Source organism: Methylobacterium nigriterrae (assembly GCF_037106235.1).
GTDB lineage: Bacteria > Pseudomonadota > Alphaproteobacteria > Rhizobiales > Beijerinckiaceae > Methylobacterium > Methylobacterium nigriterrae.
Window position 1 is genome coordinate 1 of sequence record NZ_JBAWTG010000339.1, and the last position, 1,724, is coordinate 1,724.

Annotated in this window: 1 protein-coding gene; it reads right to left on the minus strand. The window is 64.4% G+C overall.

From position 1 onward, the window contains the following. Positions 1–351: 351 nt before the first annotated feature. Positions 352–945, minus strand: coding sequence for a hypothetical protein (locus tag WDW90_RS36840; RefSeq protein ID WP_336492679.1), 594 nt, complete (start codon positions 943–945; stop codon positions 352–354). Positions 946–1,724 lie beyond the last annotated feature (779 nt).

The window sequence follows — 1,724 nt, forward strand, 5'->3', positions numbered from 1 at the left end:
TCCTGCTGCACAAGGGCAAGGTGGTCGCGCAGACGGCAGGCGCGATGGAGACGTCTCGGATCGTCGCCTGGACCCGTGCGCAGATCGCCAAGGCTGCCGCCATGCCATGACAGGAGGGGTTGAGCTCCGGCAGGCCGGGTGAGCTCTGGTTCGGCATCCTTTCGCGCTCCGCCGGGATCAACCTCGAGGATGACCGAGAGTAGGGTTTGCCCTCTGCAACACTGCCCGCTAGCGCTACCTTGCGCACCCCAGGATCCTTGTCGCAGCAACAGGAAGCTGCTGCAGGCACCGTTTTCCGCAGAGCCGTTCACTTAGCGCGATGATCCTCTCGGTCGGCCAAGCCCCCGCTGATCAGCGCGCTGCCGATCTACCCTCGCTCTTCCACTCCTGTTGCTGGTTCAGCTCAGCGGCTCTGCGGTACCAGCGCTGAGCTTCGCTGTTGCTGCCGGGCGGATCAGCGACCGGAAGCGTCCGCAGCACTCCCTCATCGTAGCTGCGGGCCATTCCCCGTGCTCCTCGCGCATCGCCCTCCTCGGCCGCGCGACCGAAGAACAGGCGCGCCGCAACGACCTCGCCGTTGGCCAACAGCTGCTCGCCACGCGCGATAAGGGCATCGAGCTTACGCGTGTCGCGGGTAGGCTTATCGACGACCGCAGGTTCGCTGGCTGCGACAGGCCTCTCGTGCTCCAGCGCTTTCGTAGGTGCAGCGTCGGACATGCCCGCGCTGGTCTGATCCCCCGCGCTCATCGCCTGAGCCGGCGGGAAGGCAGTCACCCCCGCGGCCGCCACGCTCATCCGACTAGTGGCCCGCTCAGGCAAGCCGCTCATCATCAGCCGTTGCTGCAGCTCTGCCGCACTCACCGGCGCCGGCACAGTCGATTGTGTAGCTGCTATGGCCGATGCGGCCGAGGGTGGGCTGATCGTGCCAGTCACCTCGACACGCATGTCAGGTACAGGGTCCCTGGTCGGTGTCACCGATCCATCGGCACTGAGAGATTGAGCCAACTCGGCAAGTGAGCGCATGTGTGGGAGAACGGCTGCTCCTGCAGCAGCACCGAGCAGAGCGCCTGTCACGATGAACGGCCAGTGCCGTCGCTTGACGTGCCGGCGGGCAAACCGATGAAGGCGCCCATCAGCAATGAAGTTGTCGGGCGCCGACAGTGCCGATTGCGCAGCCTGCTTGAGTCGACGTTCTGGTCGTCCCCGTCGGTTGCCTGGAGCCGCCTGCGGTCCGAAGTGCCTGAGGATCCGCAGGTCCTCCTGCTCGGTCTCGGCACTCTGGAACGGACCTGGAGTATGCTCAGGAAAGAGCGGGTAGATCTCAGCGCTCGCAGATTGACCTGAGTTGGACGCCCCGACTGAAGACACCGCGCGGTCCTCCGGCTCTCTATCCGGCAATCGCCCTTGTTATAGCGCTCTGTGCGAAAGTTTCGATGTAAATACCCGCAAGGTAACGCCGAATTTTCGGCCAAGCTTGAGCCCGCGATTGATCCGCAGGCGTGGTCTCGTACCGCATACCCGAGAGTACCGCTTGCGATTAGCAACGTTGCGTGACGCCCTGCTGCTTGCCGTGTGCTCGCATAGGACTTGTCTGAGGAACTCGCGATGTCCGATGCCCTTCAGCCTCAGTCGGCTGCCTCTGAAGCAATGACCAGCTCACCCGGCCGCTTAGGGCTTCGGGCCGCGTACGGAGCCAAACAGCTCTCCCGCGTGGCCTGGTACGT